This window comes from Castellaniella denitrificans, assembly GCF_027214045.1.
Lineage (GTDB): Bacteria > Pseudomonadota > Gammaproteobacteria > Burkholderiales > Burkholderiaceae_B > Castellaniella > Castellaniella denitrificans_A.
Map to the genome: position 1 here is coordinate 1 of NZ_JAPWHE010000048.1, position 232 is coordinate 232.

Sequence of the window (232 nt, forward strand, 5' to 3'; positions counted from 1 at the left end):
ATTCCTGTTTCACCTGCGCTCTTCCCTGGTGGTGATCGTGAGCCTGCCGGTGGGCATTCTTGCTGCGTTCGTGGTGATGCACGCTCAGGGTATCAACGCCAACATTATGTCCCTCGGCGGCATTGCCATCGCCAGCGGTGCGATGGTCGACGGTGCCATTGTGATGATTGAAAATGTCCATATACACATGGAGCGGACCCCGTTGACACCGGAAAACCGATGGGCCGTGATG

The 232-nt window shown here is 56.9% G+C and carries 1 protein-coding gene; it reads left to right on the forward strand.

What is annotated here, in order from left to right:
* Positions 1-232 (forward strand): efflux RND transporter permease subunit (locus tag O4H32_RS14970; protein WP_269360412.1); only part of this gene is annotated, 232 nt, incomplete at both ends.